At 68.6% G+C, this 17,043-nt stretch carries 14 protein-coding genes; 7 read left to right on the forward strand and 7 right to left on the reverse strand.

Features of this window, described 5'->3' with window-relative positions:
- Positions 1–10: 10 nt before the first annotated feature.
- The 4 genes from ABDW31_RS14670 to ABDW31_RS14685 form a co-directional block, all read right to left on the reverse strand.
- Entirely contained in the window at positions 11–1,681 is a 1,671-nt protein-coding gene (locus tag ABDW31_RS14670; protein WP_184719782.1) for a methyl-accepting chemotaxis protein, read from the reverse strand.
- Entirely contained in the window at positions 1,678–2,154 is a 477-nt protein-coding gene (locus ABDW31_RS14675; protein ID WP_184719780.1) for a chemotaxis protein CheW, read from the reverse strand. The genes ABDW31_RS14670 and ABDW31_RS14675 overlap by 4 nt, the downstream gene beginning before the upstream one ends.
- Positions 2,155–2,280: 126 nt before the next feature.
- Complete coding sequence (locus ABDW31_RS14680; RefSeq protein ID WP_343699076.1) at positions 2,281–3,648, reverse strand: CheR family methyltransferase; 1,368 nt, start codon at positions 3,646–3,648, stop codon at positions 2,281–2,283.
- A gap of 26 nt (positions 3,649–3,674) precedes the next feature.
- The gene (locus ABDW31_RS14685; protein WP_184719778.1) at positions 3,675–4,169 is read right to left on the reverse strand and encodes a chemotaxis protein CheW; all 495 of its coding nucleotides are present in this window, start codon (positions 4,167–4,169) and stop codon (positions 3,675–3,677) included.
- 164 nt (positions 4,170–4,333) lie between these two features.
- Between ABDW31_RS14685 and ABDW31_RS14690 the strand changes: the two genes are divergently transcribed.
- The 5 genes from ABDW31_RS14690 (at position 4,334) to ABDW31_RS14710 (ending at position 12,194) form a co-directional block, all read left to right on the forward strand.
- Complete coding sequence (locus ABDW31_RS14690; RefSeq protein WP_184719776.1) at positions 4,334–5,287, forward strand: pectinesterase family protein; 954 nt, start codon at positions 4,334–4,336, stop codon at positions 5,285–5,287.
- Between the two features lie 15 nt (positions 5,288–5,302).
- The gene (locus tag ABDW31_RS14695; protein WP_184719774.1) at positions 5,303–8,422 is read left to right on the forward strand and encodes a sugar-binding domain-containing protein; all 3,120 of its coding nucleotides are present in this window, start codon (positions 5,303–5,305) and stop codon (positions 8,420–8,422) included.
- 55 nt (positions 8,423–8,477) lie between these two features.
- Positions 8,478–9,707 carry a pectate lyase gene (locus ABDW31_RS14700; protein WP_184719772.1) on the forward strand — a complete coding sequence of 410 codons (1,230 nt, stop codon included), beginning with the start codon at positions 8,478–8,480 and terminating at the stop codon, positions 9,705–9,707.
- A 141-nt stretch (positions 9,708–9,848) separates the two neighbouring features.
- The gene (locus ABDW31_RS14705) at positions 9,849–11,486 is read left to right on the forward strand and encodes an NAD(P)/FAD-dependent oxidoreductase (RefSeq protein ID WP_184719770.1); all 1,638 of its coding nucleotides are present in this window, start codon (positions 9,849–9,851) and stop codon (positions 11,484–11,486) included.
- A 27-nt stretch (positions 11,487–11,513) separates the two neighbouring features.
- Positions 11,514–12,194, forward strand: a complete 681-nt coding sequence (locus ABDW31_RS14710) for an NIPSNAP family protein (RefSeq protein ID WP_184719768.1) — start codon at positions 11,514–11,516, stop codon at positions 12,192–12,194.
- On the opposite strand, the gene ABDW31_RS14715 is transcribed toward ABDW31_RS14710, so the two are convergent.
- The 3 genes from ABDW31_RS14715 to ABDW31_RS14725 all read right to left on the reverse strand — a co-directional run bounded on the left by ABDW31_RS14715 (position 12,191) and on the right by ABDW31_RS14725 (position 15,237).
- Entirely contained in the window at positions 12,191–13,267 is a 1,077-nt protein-coding gene (locus tag ABDW31_RS14715) for an alkene reductase (RefSeq protein ID WP_184719766.1), read from the reverse strand. The two genes, ABDW31_RS14710 and ABDW31_RS14715, sit on opposite strands and share 4 nt — an antisense overlap.
- Before the next feature lie 132 nt (positions 13,268–13,399).
- A complete protein-coding gene (locus tag ABDW31_RS14720) occupies positions 13,400–14,773 on the reverse strand; it encodes an FAD-containing oxidoreductase (protein ID WP_184719764.1) in 1,374 nt (457 codons plus the stop codon).
- Positions 14,773–15,237 carry a DUF4126 family protein gene (locus ABDW31_RS14725; protein WP_184719762.1) on the reverse strand — a complete coding sequence of 155 codons (465 nt, stop codon included), beginning with the start codon at positions 15,235–15,237 and terminating at the stop codon, positions 14,773–14,775. Before ABDW31_RS14725 ends, ABDW31_RS14720 begins: the two co-directional genes overlap by 1 nt.
- 212 nt (positions 15,238–15,449) lie before the next feature.
- Between ABDW31_RS14725 and ABDW31_RS14730 the strand changes: the two genes are divergently transcribed.
- Both ABDW31_RS14730 and ABDW31_RS14735 read left to right on the forward strand, forming a co-directional pair.
- Positions 15,450–16,010, forward strand: coding sequence for an ANTAR domain-containing protein (locus tag ABDW31_RS14730; protein WP_343699077.1), 561 nt, complete (start codon positions 15,450–15,452; stop codon positions 16,008–16,010).
- On the forward strand, positions 16,007–16,981 hold the full coding sequence (locus ABDW31_RS14735; protein ID WP_184719758.1) for a CmpA/NrtA family ABC transporter substrate-binding protein: 975 nt from the start codon (positions 16,007–16,009) through the stop codon (positions 16,979–16,981). Before ABDW31_RS14730 ends, ABDW31_RS14735 begins: the two co-directional genes overlap by 4 nt.
- Positions 16,982–17,043: the final 62 nt, after the last annotated feature.

Genomic DNA, 17,043 nt, shown 5'->3' on the forward strand with positions numbered 1-17,043 from the left:
GCGCTGCCTCTTAGGTGCGATAGCGCTCGGCCAGGCTCAAGAGCTGGCGCGACAGGCCGTTCAGGTTGGCGGCGGCTTCGTCCAGCTGGCGGGTGCCGGCAGCGGTCTGCTGGCTGGCGTCGCGGATGTTCTGCAGCGCCCCCATCACCTGCTCGATGCCCAACTGCTGCTGGTTGGTCGAGGCGACGATCTGCTGGAAGGTCTGGACACTCTCCTGCACCCGGGCGGTGATCTCGGTGATCGTGCGCTGGGTGGTGTCGGTGCGCTCCTTGCCGGCGGCGACGCGCTTGACGGCCTCTTCGGTCAGCATGACCGACGCGTTGATGCCGCGCTGGATGTCGCCGAGGATCGAGCGGACCTGGCCTGTGGCGTCCTTGGCCTGGTCGGCCAGCATCTTCATCTCGGCGGCGACGACCGAGAAGCTGCGGCCGTTCTCGCCGGCAGCGGCGGCCTCGATGGCCGCGTTCAGGGCCAGCAGGTGCGAGCGCTCGGAGATGTCGTTGACGGTCATGATGATGTCGCCGATCGCCTGGGTCTTCTCCGACAGGGCGACGATGTTCTCGGCGACGGCCTCGGCCTGCTCGCGGATCGAGTCCATGGCCTTTGTCGTCTCGTCGACGGCGCGCAGGCCCTCGTTCGAGGTCTGGGCGGTGGCCTGGGCCGAGGCGATGACCTCCTGGGCGCGCTTGCCGATCTGGACGCCCGAATGGGTGATCTCGTCGACGGTGGCGGCGGTCTCCTGGACGGCGGCCAGTTGCTCCTCGACGCTGGCGGCCTGCTCTTGCGTGGAGGCGCGGATCTCGGCGGTGGCGGCGTTGAGGTTCTCGGTCGCCTCGCGGCTCTGGCGGGCCATTTCCTTCAGGCCGTCGACCATGGCGTTGAGGTTGGCGCCCAGCTTGCCGATCTCGTCCTGGCTGAGGTCGGCGGCGCGCTGGGTTAGGTCGCCGTCGCCGACGCGGCCGACGAAGGCCATGAAGGTGTCCAGCGGGCCGACGATCGAGCGGCGGATAGCCCAGGTGACCCCGATCGCGAGCACGCAGACGATGGCCAGGGCGACCATGATCGAAACGCGGCTGGTGTTGTAGACGTCAGTGGTGCGGCGCTGGCCGACCAGGATGGCGTCGTCCAGCACAGCCTCGGCGGTCTGCATGCCGCGACCGAACTCGCCCCGGCGCTGGACGAGGGCAGTCTGGGCGGCGGCGATAGCGCCCTGGTCATTCGAGCGGATGGCCGAGAACAGCGCCTCGGTGTCGGCGCGGCCCTGGCGGGACGAGGCGGCGGTCTGTTCCAGGCTCGCCTGGATCTTGCTCCACGCCTCGGCGCGTTCGGTGGTCTGGGCGGTGGCCTTGAAGTCTCGGGCCGAGACGATCGCCTTCGACAGCGCCGCGTCCATGTCGACGCCCTTTTGACGCCAGCGGGTGATCGGATCCTCGTCCGACTGGCCCGCGCCGCCGGCTGAGCGCGTCAGATAGCTGGTGATCACCGCGTCGCTGGCGGCCCGCATCTCGTTGGCGTTGTTGCGGATGGCGGCGATGTCGCGCAGCACGGCCATGTCGCGGGTGACGATGGTCTCGGTGGTCGACTTGACCATGGAGATCTGGTTCAGGCCGTAGAAGCCGATGCCGATCGTCAGAAGGATGACGGCGGCGAAGCCGATGATGATGCGGTTGGCGATCGTCACGATTGGGGCTCCGAGACAGGGCGGGGCGAGAGCGGGAACAGGGTTTCGAGCGACAGCGGGGTCGCCATGCGGTCGTTCAGCGGGCCGTCGGCCAGGCGCAGGTGGTCGCCGTCCTCGGCCAGCGCGCCCAGGGCGACTTGCGGGCGTTTGTCGAGACGCAGGGCGGTCTGGCCGCGACGCAAGATGACGAGATAGCCCTCGGCCGCGCGCGACGGCGGGGCCAGGTTCAGGCGAGCGGCCAGATCGAAGACCTGCAGGGCGCGGCCGTTCTCGGCGGCCAGGCCGACCAGGCTCATGTCGGTGGACGGGGGCGTCGCGCCCAGGCGCGTCAACGGCGTGGTGCGCAGAACTTGATAGAGAGGCAGCGCGTAGAGGGCTTCGCCGATCTCGCAGATCAGATGCTGGTCCTGATCGATCCGGACTTCCCGGACGGCGAGGCGCGCGGCGAGGCGGCGGGCGCGCTCGTCAAGCACGTTCTTGTGCGCCCTCTCGTCACGCAATGCGACATCGGTCGGCGCCGCTGTCTTGCGGCGCGCGTTTGTCCGCGCTGTCCTGGCCATTCTAACGCCCCCAATGCCCCTGTCGCGCCCCTCATTTCCCTAAAAATGGAGTCGCGCCAACTCGCGCAGTTCACCCGCGGTGAGTCCTGCGCCTTCCTGCAAACGCGCATCTGCGGTCAAGGTTCCCGCCATGCTGGCCGCAACCGCGATGGCCTTCCGTCCGGCCGCGGAATGCCCACGCGCCAGGCGGGCCAAGCCCAAATGATAGCGGGCCATGATGAAGTCGGGCTCCAGATACAGAGCCTTCTGGAAGCTGGCCTCGGCCTTGGCCGGATGGCCTTGAGCCTGGCCGATCAGGCCGCCGAAGAAGTGCAGCACGGCGTTGTCGGGCGCGATCGCCAAGGCCTCGGCGCGCTTGGTCTCGGCGCCGGCATAGTCGCCCGCGTCGGCGCGGCTGCGGATCTGCTCCATCAGCGCTTCCAGGGGCGCGGCGGAAACCGGTTCGGCCGGCTTCTCCTGCGGGCGGGGGCGGGGCGGCGGCTTCGCGGCGACGGGCGTTGATCGCGGCGCTTCGGGCGGTAGGCGGGGCGACCAGGGCTGCGGCATCGGCGCGGCGCTGGCCGGACCTTCCTCGCCCGGCGGTCGATAGACGACCGCGCCCGACAGCGAGACGGTCGACAGGAAGGCGCTGAAGCCCGGGTTCGGCTCGGCATGGCCCAGCAGCATCCAGCCGCCCTCGGCCATCCGCTGGCCCAGGGCCTGGACGATCTGGGTCACCGCGTCGGCGTGGAAGTAGATCAGGACGTTGCGGCACAGGATCAGGTCGAAGTCGGTCAGCTCCAGCGGCGGGGCCGGACCCAGCAGATCGAGCAGATTGCCGCGCTCGAAGCGGACCAGGCCGCGATAGACAGACTTCAGGGTCCACGTGCTGCGCCCGCTCTCGACGAACCAGCGGTCACGGTCGGGATTGGACACCGCCCGCAGCGCCCAGCGGCCGAACCGCGCCTGGCGGGCGGCGTCCAGGAAGGTCTCGTTGATGTCGGTGCCCAGGATCGAGATCCGCCAGTCCGGCAGCCTCTCGCCCAGCATGTCGGCCAGCAGGATGGCGATTGAATAGGGCTCGGCCCCAGTGGCGCAGCCGGCGCTCCAGATCCGCAGGCGGCGAGTCTCGGCCCGGCGCGCCATCAGGTCCGGCAGGATGGTGTCGCGCAGGGCCGTGAACTGCTCGGCGTAGCGGAAGAAGAAGGTCTCGCCGATGGTGATCTCGGCTTCCAGCGCCGCCCACTCGGCCTCGCCGTCGCAGGCGTCGGCCAGGCGTCGCAGATAGTCGCCGCTGCCGGACGCGCGGGTGGCCGCCAGCCGCTTGGCGACGCGGTCCCACAGCAGGTCGTCCTTGTCCTGGTAGTAGAAGTGGCCAGTGCGGGCGATGATCGCCTGCTTCAGGCGAGGAAACTCCGCGTCCGGCAAGGGCCTCGGCGGCGGTCGCCTCAGGCTCAAGCGGCCGACCACTCGGCGAGGCGTTCGGCCATGGCCGTGGTCATTTCCGCGAGGCGCGCGGTCTCCTCGGCCAGCAGCAGTCGCTGCGCATCCAGGCCCGGCACGAAACGGCCATTGATCGTCAGGGTGGCGGCGATCACGCCGTTCAGGCTCTCGTCGGGCGAGGCGGGCTCGGCCGCGCTCGGCGTGACAGCGGCGTCCAGTACGCGCTCGACCAGCAGGCCGACGGACGGACGGTCCTCCGACGGCTTCAGGCGCACGATGTGGCTGTAGAGGTCGTCGGTCTCAGGGACCGCGCCGCCCAGCAGCACGCCCAGACGCAGCACCGGCAGCGGGACACCGCCCAGGTTCAGGAAACCGGCCAGGGCGCGCGGGGCGGTCGGCGGTCGGTCCAGGCGGGCCAGGGGCAGGATCTCGGCGATGTCCTGGCGGGGCAGGGCGGCCTCACCATCATTGATGCGCACCAGAACGTGGATATCCGCGAGGGTCATGGGCGCAATGACACCCGTTCGGCGTCGCGACACAAGGGAGGCTCCAAAAAGGTACCGGTAACTTTTCGCTTTTGCAGACTCCCCGGCCATGCTTATCTCGCATGACACCGGTAGCTTGAGCGGCCGGCAAGACGGCTGTTCACGGCCGCGATGTGGGGGAAACGATGCCGAGGATTCTTCTGGCCTTGCTGCTGGCCTTGACGTTCGCCGATGTCGCGACCGCGCAAACCCTGCGCGTTGGCCCCAAAGCCGCCTACAAGACCCTGACCGCCGCCGTCGAGGCGCTGCCGGACGATGGCGGCACGATCGAGCTGGCTCCCGGCGAGTATCGGGAGAAGGTCACGGTCGCCAAGCCGAACGTGCGCCTGGTCGGCAAGGGCAAGACGCCCCAGGACACCGTCATCGTCTGGAGCGACGGCGCGCTGACCGCCGGCGGCACCTTCAAGTCGTTCACGATGAACGTCTCGGGAGACGGCTTCCGGGCCAAGAACCTGACCATCCAGAACGACTATCACCTGAAGGACTCGCGCCCTTCCCAGGCCGTGGCCCTGGCCATCACCGCCGACCGCGCCGTGCTGGAGAAGGTGCGGCTGCTGGGCGCGCAGGACACGCTGTATGCCGCCACCAAGAAGGACAAGGCCAGCCGTCAGTACTTCAAGGACTGCTACATCGAGGGCCACGTCGACTTCATCTTCGGCGACGCCAAGGCCTTCTTCGACCGCTGCCACATCCACGGCATCGCCCATGAGAGCGTGATGATCACCGCTCAGAGCAAGAACCGGCCTGACCAGGACAGCGCCTATGTCTTCGATCGCAGCCTGATCACCGCCGACGCCGGGGCAAAGTCGATCTGGTTCGGACGCGCCTGGCGGCCGCTGGCCACCGTCGTGTTCATGCGCTCGCGCATCGAGGCCAGGTTGGATCCGGCCGGCTGGCGCGAATGGACGCCCGGCAAGACCGAGACCCTGAACACCGCCACCTTCGCCGAGCACGCCTCGACCGGTCCGGGCGCCAGCCCATCGACCCGCGAGCCGCGCTCCCACCAACTGACCGACGAGCAGGCCAGGGCCTGGGACCGCAAGACCTTCCTGGCGGGCCCGGATGGCTGGAACCCGTAAGAGCGAGAGCGTCCCATGCGTATCGACCGCCGCAGCTTCCTGACCTCCAGCCTGGGCGTGGCCGCGGCCTCGTCGCTGGTCCCCGCCGCCAGCCTGGCCGCCGAGGCCTCGCTGGCCATTCCTGACGACGGCTGGCGTCTGTGGATCGACCGCGACGCCGCCTGGAAGGACGATGTCATCCACCTGCCGGGGACATTCGATCTGGCCAGCCTGCCGATCAACCCGCCGACCGGCGGCTGGGCCGCGCCGGCCTCGGCCTCGGCGATCGCCGTCACCCTGCCGACCACGGTCGAGGAGCACTTCTGGGGCCAGTTCGGCACCCGGCCCTATGGCGCGGACGAGTACCGCTACGCCGAGGACGACGACGTTCCGCGTTACGGCGCCTACAAGGGCGTGTCGTGGTGGACGCGCAGCATCGACATCCCGGCCTCGGCCAAGGGGCAGCGCGTGATGCTGAACATCCGGGGCGCGCGCAAGCGGGCCGAGGTGTTCCTGAACGAGAAGCTGGTCGGCTATTCGATCATGTCGGAACTGCCGATCGTCTGCGACCTGACGGCGGCGATCAAGCCCGGCGAGGCCAACCGCCTGGCCATCCGCATCACCAATCCGGGCGGCCGCTTCGACTGGCGCGACTCCACCACCATGATGTGGGGCAAGCTGAAGCTGTTCGCCTCGCACGGCTTTGGTGGCCTCGATCGCGGCATGACGCTGAGCGTCCACCCGCTGGCGGCGCGCATCGACGACGCCTGGGTGCTGAACACGCCCAATCCGCGCCAGATCACCGCCTTCATGGAGGTTGTCCTCGACAAGCCGCTCCCGAAGTCGGGCCTGGAGAAATGGAAGAGCCGGGCCGCCGTCCAGCTGGTCGATGACGACGGCGCGCCAGTGGCCGCCACAGCCAGCGTCGAGGCCGTCGAGGCGATCAACGAGCGCCGCCTGCGCGTGCGGATCGCCGTCGCCGCGCCGCAAGCCAGGATCTGGGACCTGGATACGCCGGTCCTGCATCGCCTGCGCTTCTCGTGGACCCACGCCAAGGGCGCGGTCGATACGCGGGAGGTCCGCTTCGGCTTCCGCTGGTTCGGCATCGACGGCGTCGGGACCGACGCCATGCCGCGTTTGAACGGCCGCCGCGTACGCCTCTATTCGGCGATCTCGTGGGGCTATTGGGGCTTCAACGGCCTGTGGCCGACCAAGGAGCTGGCCAAGCGCGAAGTGGAGGCCGCCCACAAGCTGGGTCTCAACACGCTGCATTGCCACCGCAATGTCGGCAAGCCCGAGGTCTTCGACGTCCAGGACGAGATGGGCCTGCTGCGGGTCATGGAGCCGGGCGGTGGTCGTCACGCCGTGGGCCGCGATCTGAAGGCCGGCGAGAAGCTGTCCGAGGCCGACCAATTCAGTGTGAACTTCATGGTCGAGAAGTGCCGGTCCATGGTCCGCGCCTTCCGCTCGCGGCCGTCGCTGGTGCACTACACCCTGCAGAACGAGATCGGCGCCAACCTGGCCAATCCCGACGTGCAATATGTGCTGAAGGCCATGCACGACCTGGATCCCAGCCGGGCGGTCATTCTCAACGACGGCTTCGTCAAGCGCGGCGCGGCCCAGGCCATGTATCTGCCGTACAACGACCACTACTTCCGCTCGGACGTCGAGGAGTGGGGCGGCTGGTGGGTCGAGCACCAGGGCGCCGGCGACCAGTGGTACGACAAGTTCTACAAGAACCAGAACGACTACATCCACATGCAGAAGGGCAAGCCCTTCATCGTCGAGTTCGGCGAGATGCAAGGCTGCGCCACCGCTGACAACCACGAGGCCATGGTCGTCGAGATCCTGGCCAAGGGCGGCAAGAGCTACGACCTGCAGGATCACAAGGACATCCTGGCCGCCACCAACAGCTATATCGAGCGCTGGGGCTTCAAGTCGGCCTTCCCGACCAGCGAGGCGCTGTATCTGTCCGTCGGCCGCAAGGTCTATGAGAGCTGGCGAAACTACCTGGAGAACATCCGGCTCGGTGAGACGGTCGACGTGGCGGCGATCTCTGGCTGGGAAAGCACCTCGATCGAGAACCATTCGGGCATCGTCGACGTGCTGCGCGGCTTCAAGGCCGATCCGGCCCTGATGAGCCAGGCGCTGCGCCCGGTGATGGCGATCACCAAGCCGCGGGCCCTGGCCTATGCGGTGGGCGAGACCGCCGAACTGGATATCTGGTTCTTCAACGACACCGGCAAGCCGGCCGCGGGCGAGATCGTGCTGAGCCTGGTGGGCGCGGGTGGCGAGGTCCAGGAGCTGAAGCGCTGGCCGGCCCCGGCCCAGACCGCGCCGGATCAGTTCAGCTATCTGGTCGCCGAAAGCCTGCGCACGCCGGCCCTGACGCGGCCTGGCCTCAACACCCTGCGAATCGCCTTCGGGGATGTCGTCTCCGACCGTGAGATCTGGGTGACGGCTGCGGCGGCCAAGCCCGCCAAGCCGGTGCGGATCGGCGTCTCGGGCGTGGCCAAGAGCCTGCGCGAGCAACTCACGGCCCTGCCCAATGTGGTGGTCGAGGACTTCAAGCCAAACGGCCGCTACGCCGGTATCGTCGCCTCTGGCCTGAAGACCGACGAGATCATCCGCCGCCAGGTGGGCGAGCAGACCGGCCTGGAAGCCCAGCCCACCAAGGACGGCAAGCCGGTCCTGGTCCTGGGCGAGCTGCCGCCGGAGGTGCTGGCCGCCGCCAAGGCCGGCACGCCGCTGCTGGCCATGGTGCAGGAAGACGGCCTGGCCGACGGTGTCGCCAAGCAGCTGTCGGGCCTGGGCCTGTTTGACTATTCCGGCCAGGTCGGCGGCCTGCGCGCGCCATGGATGGGCAACTGGAACTATGTCCGCAACCACGCCACCTTCGCCGGCTTGCCGGCCGACATGGCCATGAGCGTGCTGCACCAGGTCGAGGGGCAGCCGTCGAACGGTCTGGTCATTGAGGGGCAGGGGATCGAGGTAATCGCCGCCTACAGCCGCGACCACGATCGCAAGAACGGCGCGGCCAGCTTCACGGTGCGCAAGGACAAGGCCCGCGTGCTGGTCCACCGCCTGCCGGACATGGTCAAACCGCTGCAGCAGCGCTGGCTGGCCAATGCGGTGGCGTGGCTGGCCAACGGCTAGAAACCACAATGGGGCGGAGGCGAGCCATAATCGCCCCGCCGGGAGGAGAGAGACAATGCTTAACCGACGCGACACGTTGATGGTTGCGGCTCTGGCCGCCACGCCGGGCCTAGCCTTGGCCGTGCCTCGCAAGCCGGTGTTCGAACGACTGGGATGGGCCGGCAAGACGCCCGGCGGCGACGGTGGCAAGGTGATCCGGGTCACGACGCTGGCGGGCGGTGGTCCGGGCTCCCTGCGCGAGGCCCTGACCGCCAAGGGGCCGCGCACCGTGGTCTTCGACGTCGGCGGGATCATCGACCTGGCGCGCAAGAGCATCCGGGTGGTCGAGCCCTTCCTGACCATCGCCGGTGAAACCGCGCCGTCGCCGGGGATCACCCTCATTCGCGGCAGCCTGGAGATCCAGAGCCACGACATCTTCGTGCGCCACATCCGCGTGCGGGCCGGCCGCGACGGCGAGCCCAGCAAGAGCGGCTGGGAAGTCGACGGCATCACCTGCTGGAAGGCCCACGATGTCGTGGTGGACCACTGCTCGGTCAGCTGGGCCACCGACGAGAACCTGTCGGCCTCGGGTCCGCGCTTCGAGGGTGGCGAGGACCAGGCGAAGTGGCGCGACGGGACCTCGCACCGCATCACCTTCAGCAACAACATCGTCGCCGAGGGCCTGTCCCATGCCAGTCACGTGAAGGGCGAGCATTCCAAGGGCAGCCTGATCCACGACAACGCCTATGAGGTGCTGATCGTCGGCAACCTCTATGCCCACAATCTGGAGCGCAACCAGCTGTTCAAGGGCGGCGTCGAGGCGGTGACGGTGAACAACCTGATCTACGATCCGGGCACGCGCTGCATGCACTACGCGTTGAACGCCTCCGAATGGGTCGGCCACGAATGGCGCGTGGGTCAATTGGCCATCGCCGGCAATGTCGTGAAGGGCGGGGCCTCGACGCGGCCGGACCTGCCCTTCCTGATCGTCGAGGGGCAGGGGGACCTGGAGCTCTACGCCTTCGACAATCCGGCCCACTATGCGGACGGGACGCAGATGCCGCCGGTGCGGATCCTGAACACGACGCCATTCCCGAAGATCAAGCTGCTGACCAAGCCGCCGTTCTGGCCGCAAGGGCTGAAGCTGAAGCCCTCCAGCCAGGTGCAGGGTCATGTGCTGGCCAATGCCGGCGCGCGCCCCTGGGATCGCGACGCCGTCGACCGCCGTATCGTGCAGCAGGTCAAGGCCGGCACGGGCAAGGTGATCGACGACGAGCAGGAGGTCGGGGGCTACCCGAAAGGCTGAGGAGCCGTCCTCGCCCTTCGACAGGCTCAGGGTGAGGACTATTGCGAGCGCTGAATTAGAAACCTCACCCTGAGCTTGTCGAAGGGCGAGGTTTCGTCGCACCGATAGCGCAATCCAGCACTTCCCGCTAAACACCGCGCCATGCTGCGTATTTCGGAACTGAAGCTGCCGCTCGGCCACGCGCCGGAGGCCATGGCGCCCGCCATTGTCGAGCGTCTCGGGATCAAGCCCGAAGACCTGCTGAGCCACGTCGTGGCGCGCCGGGCCCACGACGCGCGCCGCAAGAGCGCGATCCTGATGGTCTATTCGGTAGACGTCGAATTGCGCGACGAGGCCGCCGTGCTGGAGCGCTTCAACGGCGACAACCACGTCCGCATCCGCCCAGACACCGACTACAGGTTCGTAGCCAAGGCCCCGGAAGGCTTCGATGGCCCGCGTCCGGTCGTCATCGGCGCCGGCCCCTGCGGTCTGTTCGCCGGCCTGATCTTGGCCCAGATGGGCCTGAAGCCGATCATCGTCGATCGCGGCAAGGTCGTTCGCGAGCGCACCAAGGATACCTGGGGGTTGTGGCGCAAGAGCGAGCTGAACCCTGAGTCAAACGTCCAGTTCGGCGAGGGCGGGGCGGGGACCTTCTCGGACGGCAAGCTCTACAGCCAGATCAAGGATCCGCGCTTCCTGGGCCGCAAGGTGCTGGAGGAGTTTGTCGCGGCCGGAGCACCGGAAGAGATCCTGACCGAGGCCCATCCGCACATCGGCACCTTCCGCCTGGTGCACATGGTCGAGCAGATGCGGGCGCTGATCGAGAGCCTGGGCGGCGAGTATCGCTGGCAGCACAGGGTCGAGGACTTCGACATCGCGGTCGGCGAGGACGGTTCGCGCCGGCTGAAGGGGTTGCATATCGCCGGCCAGGACTATCTGCCGGCCGCGCATGTGGTCATGGCCCTGGGGCACAGCGCACGCGACACCTTCCAGACGCTGTATGATCGCGGCGTCCATATCGAGGCCAAGCCGTTCTCGATCGGCGTGCGCATCGAGCATCCGCAGTCCTGGATGGACAAGGCGCGCTTCGGCGACTGCGCCGGCCATCCCGACCTGGGCGCGGCCGACTACAGCCTGTCGCACCACTGCAAGAACGGCCGCACGGTCTACAGCTTCTGTATGTGCCCGGGCGGCACGGTGGTGGCGGCGACGTCCGAGCCGGGCCGGGTCGTGACCAACGGCATGAGCCAGTATTCGCGCAACGAGCGGAACGCTAATTCCGGCTTCGTGGTCGGCATCGACCCCGAGCGCGACTATCCCGGCCATCCGCTGGCCGGCATCGAGTTCCAGCGCAAGTGGGAGAGCCTGGCCTATCTGGCGGGCGGTTCGACCTATCAGGCCCCGGGCCAGAAGGTCGGCGACTTCATGGCCGGCCAGCCCTCGACGCAGCTGGGCGAGGTGGCGCCGTCCTACAAGCCGGGCGTCACCCTGACGGACCTGTCGGCCTGCCTGCCGGACTTCGTGATCGAGGCCATGCGCGAGGCTCTGCCGGTGTTCGGTCGCCAGATCGCCGGCTACGACCATCCCGACGTGCTGCTGACCGGGGTCGAGACCCGGACGTCCTCGCCGATCCGCATCACGCGCGGCAAGGACTTCCAGAGCCTCAACACCGCCGGCCTGTTCCCGGCCGGCGAGGGCGCGGGCTATGCCGGCGGCATCCTCTCGGCCGCCGTGGACGGCATCAAGGTCGCCGAAGCCGTGGCCCAGGCCTACATCGCCGAGGGTCTGCTGACAGCATAGGGATCAGGCGCTGTTCTAAGCCGCGCCATGAACACCGTTCTCGAACTTCGCCAGTACAAGATCGTCCCGGGTCGCCGCGACGACATGATCGCCGTCTTCGAGCGGTGGTTCGTCGAGAGCCAGGAAGAGCTGGGCATGCGTCTGGTCGGCCAGTTCCGCGATCGCGACGACGCCCACCGCTTCACCTGGCTGCGAAGCTTTCCCGACATGGCGGCGCGCGAGCAGGCCCTGAGCGCCTTCTATTTCGGGCCGGTCTGGCAGGCGCATCGCGACGAGGCCAATCCGCTGCTGCTGGACAACGACAACGTCCTGCTGCTGAAGCCCCTGACGCCTGAACTGGCTTTCGCCGAGCCCGACACGCCTGCGCCGAACGGCGAACTGCCCGCGGGCGTGGTCGTGGCCACCATCCTCTATCTCTGGAAGGATCCGGCCGAAGGTTTCGGCCAGCGGTTCGCCGAGCAGATCGCGCAGGGGCTCGGCCTGTCCGTGCTGGGCGCCTATGTCCCTGAAACAAGCGAAAACACCTTCCCGCGCTTGCCGGTGCGGCAACACGAGAAGGTGCTCGTCTGGTTCACGCGGGTCGACGACCTGGCCGTTTGGGACGAGGCCCAGGCGCGGCTGGCGGCCGATGCCGACTATGTCGACGCCCAGGAGCGTCCAGCCCAGGTGTTGCGCCTCGACCCGACGCCCCGGTCACGCCTGCGTTAGGCGGGTTCCGACACCTGGGCCAGGGTCGGGTAGTCGGTGTAGCCCTTGGGGCCGTTCTCGAAGCCGTAGAACGTGCTGAAGTCGGGCGCGTTGAGCGGCGCGCGCTTTTGCAGGCGCTCCACCAGGTCGGGGTTGGCGATATAGGCCTTGCCGAAAGCGATGGCGTCGGTCCAGCCGGCAGCGAGGGCGGCGTTGGCGCTGTCGAGATCGAACTTCTCATTGGCGATATAGACGCCGCCGAAGGCCTTCTTCAGCGCCGGGCCCAGGCTGTCGGCGCCCTCGTACTCGCGGGCCGAGACAAACGCGATCTTGCGCTCGCCTAGGGCCTTGGCGACGTAGCCGAAGGTGGCCTCCAGGTTGCTGTCGCTGATCCCGTGGCTGTCGGCGCGCGGCGCCAGGTGCACGCCGACGCGACCCGCGCCCCAGACGGAGACGACGGCGTCGGTGACCTCCAGCAGCAGGCGGGCGCGGTTCTCGATCGAGCCGCCATACTGGTCGGTGCGGGTGTTGGAGCCGTCCTGCAGGAACTGGTCGAGCAGGTAGCCATTCGCGCCGTGGATCTGCACGCCGTCGAAGCCGGCGTCCTTGGCGTTTTGCGCGCCTTGGCGGAAGGCCTCAACCACGTCGGCGATCTCGGCGGTCTCGAGGGCGCGCGGGGTCGGGTAGGGGCGTTCGGGACGTAGCAGGCTGACGTGGCCGCTGGCGGCGATGGCGCTGGGGGCGATCGGCAGGTCGCCGTTCAGGTGTTCGGGATCGGAAATCCGGCCGACGTGCCAGATCTGCATGAAGATGCGGCCGCCCTTGGCGTGCACAGCCTTGGTGACCTGCTTCCAGCCTTCGGTCTGCTCCTTGGACCAGATGCCGGGCACGCCGGCATAGCCGACGCCGCTCGGTGAGACCGGCACGCCCTCGGTGATCAGCAGGCCCGACGAGGCGCGCTGGGCGTAGTACTCGGCCATCAGGGCGTTGGGGATCTGGGTCGGACCGGCGCGCAGGCGGGTCAGCGGCGCCAGGATCACGCGGTTGGGCAGGGTCAGGTCGCCGACGGTCAGCGAGTCAAACAGGGTAGTCATCAGTAGCTCGTCCCTTGGAGAGGGGCGCCGACCCTCCGTCGGCGTCTGGCAGCTATCTGGGGGCGCGTCCGGCTATCGCAATCGAAACAGTTTCGATTTCATCTGATAGCGAGACGGCGAAAATCTGAAAATCTAAAGCGGCTTCAGCTCGCTCAGCATCGTCGGAATCAGCTCCGACACCGTCGGGTGGATGTGCACGGCGCGCTTGATCACGGTGTAGGGCGCCTTGGCGTACATCAGGTCGATCATGCCGTGGATCGCCTCATCGCCATTCAGGCCCAGGATCGCCGCGCCCAGGATTTCCTGGGTTTCGGCGTCGACCACCACCTTCATGAAGCCTTGCGTCTCGCCCTTCTCGACGGCGCGGCCGACACGGGTCATCGGGCGGTGGCCGACCAGCAGCTTGCGGCCGGTGGCTTTCGCTTCGGCTTCGGTCATGCCCACCCGGCCCAGCGGTGGATCGACGAACAGGCCGTAGCAAGTGATGCGGTCGCTGACCCTGCGCGGATTGTTGTCGAGCAGGTTGGCCGCCACGATCTCGAAGTCGTTGTAGGCCGTGTGGGTGAAGGCGCCCTTGCCGTTACAGTCGCCCAGCGCCCAGATGCCCGGGACGTTGGTGCGTAGCTGGTCGTCGACGGTGACGTAGCCGCGCTTGTCGGTCTCGATACCGGCGGCCGCCAGGTTCAGGTCGTCGGTGTTGGGCTTGCGGCCCACGGCCAGCAGTACGTGCGAGCCGGTGACCTGCGGCGCGCCATCCTCGCAGGTGACGTGGACGCAGACGCCGCCCTCGGCGGGGGCGAAGCTGATGCACTCCGAATTCAGGCGCACCGCGATCCCTTCGGCCTCCAGGATTTCGCGGATGGCGTCCGAGACTTCCGGGTCCTCGCGGCCGATCAGGCGCGGGCCCATCTCGACCACGGTTGCCTGGCTGCCGAAGCGGCGGAACATCTGGGCGAATTCCAGCCCGATATAGCTGCCGCCGACGATTATCAGATGCTCGGGCAGGGTCTCCAGCTGCATCATGCCGACATTGGTCAGGTAGGCGATGTCCTCGACGCCTGGCATGTCCGGCACGTTGGCGCGGCCGCCGACGTTCAGGAAGATCTTCGGGGCGGTCAGCACGTCGTCGCCCACGCGGATGGTCGTGGCGTTCTCGAACCGGGCGTGGCCCTGGAAGACCGTGCAGCCCTTCATGCCGCGCAGCCATGTCTCGACATTGCCCCGGGCGTTGCGGACCACCGTCTGCTGGCGTTCGTGGACACGCTTCATGTCGACCCCGACCTCGCCCTGCAAGGTGACGCCATAGTCGGCGGCGCGGCGGGACAGGTGGGCGGCATAGGCGCTGGCGACCAGGGTCTTGGTCGGCATGCAGCCGGTGTTGACGCAGGTGCCGCCGAAGTCCTTGCGCTCGACCAGGGCCACGCGCCAGCCGGCGTCGCTGAACCGTCCGGCCAGGGCGGGGCCGGCCTGGCCCGCGCCGACGATGATGGCGTCGAAGCTCTGCATTAGTAGGCCGCCGCTGCGATGGCCAGGCCGCCGATCACGGCGACGGCGTCCTCGATCAGGGCGGCGGGCAGGTCCTTGCCGAACCGAGCGGCCAGCCTGGCGCGGGCCTCGGCCCCGCCCAGCGTGCCCAGAATCGCGCCAACCGCGCCGATGGCCGCGCCACGCACCCAATGGCCGCTCGGCATCATCAGCGCCGCGCCGCTGAAGGCGCCGCTCAGGATGCGCGTGCCGAACTGGTGAGGGACCTTGCGGCTGGGCGTCTTGGGATGCTGGTCGGCGAACAGCTCCAATGCCGCCAGCAGGGAGAAGGCCGCCACGGCGATCGTTCCGCCCAACCAGGCCAGCGGCAGGCCCGCCAGCGCCAGCCAGCCCAGATGCGCCCCCCAGGCTACGGCGGCGGGTGCGGTCATGGCGCGCAGGCCGGCGACGACGCCGATCAGCAGGGCGAACAGATAGAGGGTCATCGAAAGGCTCCGCGGCTGGTCGCGCGCCGAGGTTGGCGCGTCAGGGCAGGACAGCGCAAGAGCGAACGCCGATCTTGGACGTTCCGGCGCGCGCCTAAGCTTTGATCGCTGGCGCCTGCGTTCTGGGCAATCCTCGTGGCTTGCCGTCGGCTGGAGGGAATTGGCTGCCGTCGCGCCGTCGGCTGCGTAGGTACGAGACGATGCGAGTGCTCGTGATCGATCCTGATACCGCCCGCGCCGCGCTCGTGGCCCAAGGCCTTGAGGGCGTGCAGCCGCTGGAGGTGCGCCGCTCGGCCGTCTATGACGAGGCCGAGGTCCTGGCCTTCGCGCCCGACGTGGTGGTGATCGCCGCCGAGAGCCCCGATCGCGACACCCTCGACAGCCTCAAGGAGAGCGGAGGCGGCCGTCCCGTCGTCATGTTCGTCGACCGTTCCGAGCCTGGCCTGGCCGAGCAGGCGGTGCGGGCCGGCGTGGCGGCCTATGTCGTCGACGGCCTGGCGCCGGGCCGCGTACGTTCGATCCTCGACGTGGCCATGAGCCGCTTCGCCCTGACCCAGCAACTGCGCGGCGACCTGGCGAAGGCGAAAGCCGACCTGGAATCGCGCAAGACCGTCGAGCGGGCCAAGGGTCTCTTGATGCGCGAGCGCGGCCTGGACGAGGACGGCGCCTATCGCCTGCTACGCAAGTTGGCCATGGATCGAGGCAAGCCGATCGGTTCGGTGGCCGCCGATCTTTTGGCTTTCGCCGGCGTGCTGAAGGGCGACGCCCCGTGAGCGGCCTGTCAGACTTGCGGCTGGGCTTTATTCCGCTGACCGACTGCGCGCCGCTGGCCGCCGCCCAGGCCCTGGGCTTCTTCGAGGAAGAGGGGCTGGCGGTCGAGCTGGTCCGCGAGGCCTCTTGGGCCACCATCCGCGACAAGGTCGCTGTCGGGGCCCTGGACGGCGCCCACATGCTGGGGCCGATGGCGCTGGCGGCCGAGGGCGATGTGCTGGCGCCGCTGGCCCTGAACCGCAACGGCAGCGCCGTGACCGTCTCCACCGCCCTGGCCGGCGCCGTCGGGCCGTCGGGCGAGGGGCTGGCGCAGATCGTGGCGGCGCGGCGCGTCAGCGGGCAAGGGCCTCTGACCTTTGCGGTCGTCTTCCCGCAGTCGATGCACAACTACCTGCTGCGCGACTGGCTGGCGCGGGCCGGGGTCGATCCTGACCGAGATGTGCGGCTGGTGGTCATTCCGCCGCCGCGCATGGTCGAGCGGATGCGGGCCGGCGAGATCGACGGTTTCTGCGTCGGGGCGCCCTGGAACGCGGTGGCCGAGGCGCAGGGCGTCGGGCGCATCCTGATGGCCTCGTCTCAGTTCTGGCCCGGCGGTCCCGACAAGGTGCTGGGCGTCACCGCCGCCCTGGCCGCCCAGCGCCCCGATGATCTGCGGGCCTGCCTGCGGGCGGTGATCCGTGGCGCGGCCTGGGCCGATGCGCCCCAGAACCGTCAGGACCTGGTCGAACTGCTGGCCCGCCCCGACTTCGTGGGCGTCGCGCCCGCCGCGCTGATCCGGGCGCTGGAGTACGAGATCGTCTTCCATCGCGACGACGCCGGCCTGCCGCAACGCGAGCACGCGCTGTGGTTCTTGTCGCGGATGGTCCGTTGGGGGCAACTGGACGCCGATCACGACCTGGAGGCCCTGGCCGACCGGGTCTATCGGTCCGATCTCTATTACGACGCGAGCCTGTCGCTCTCCGAACCCGCCTGATCTGCCTGCTTCCTGGGCGCCGCCGGCGCCTGTCTGCTGAGCAACCGAGCGAGGCGGCCTTC

This window comes from Caulobacter sp., assembly GCF_039596335.1.
Lineage (GTDB): Bacteria > Pseudomonadota > Alphaproteobacteria > Caulobacterales > Caulobacteraceae > Caulobacter.